A 262-nucleotide genomic window follows, 5' to 3' on the forward strand; every position below is an offset into this window, starting at 1 on the left:
TGTTTAAAAAATGCAAAACAATTGCGGTTTTGAATTTTAAAGCCGCTTCATTTTCGAAAAAAAAAACCCCAATAAAATTGTAGTGGTAAAAGGCCTGTAGTTTTTTTTTCAAAAAAAAAACAAACACTAAAAAAAACATGAAAAAGAAAGCCAAGCAGGGCAACATGCCGACTCAAAACGACCAAACCCTCCTTCCCGCCTAACACTTCCACCCCCACCTCGAACACCCCCTCCAAAACAGCGACGACCAACAAACCCAAAA

At 38.9% G+C, this 262-nt stretch carries 1 protein-coding gene; it reads right to left on the reverse strand.

The window, feature by feature from the left end; translation table 11 throughout:
- Positions 1-47 precede the first annotated feature (47 nt).
- Positions 48-262 (reverse strand): hypothetical protein (locus ACTHSQ_RS11310; protein WP_440375962.1); only part of this gene is annotated, 215 nt, incomplete at its 5' end.

Source organism: Neisseria sp. P0009.S008, assembly GCF_051958615.1.
GTDB classification, from domain to species: domain Bacteria; phylum Pseudomonadota; class Gammaproteobacteria; order Burkholderiales; family Neisseriaceae; genus Neisseria; species Neisseria subflava.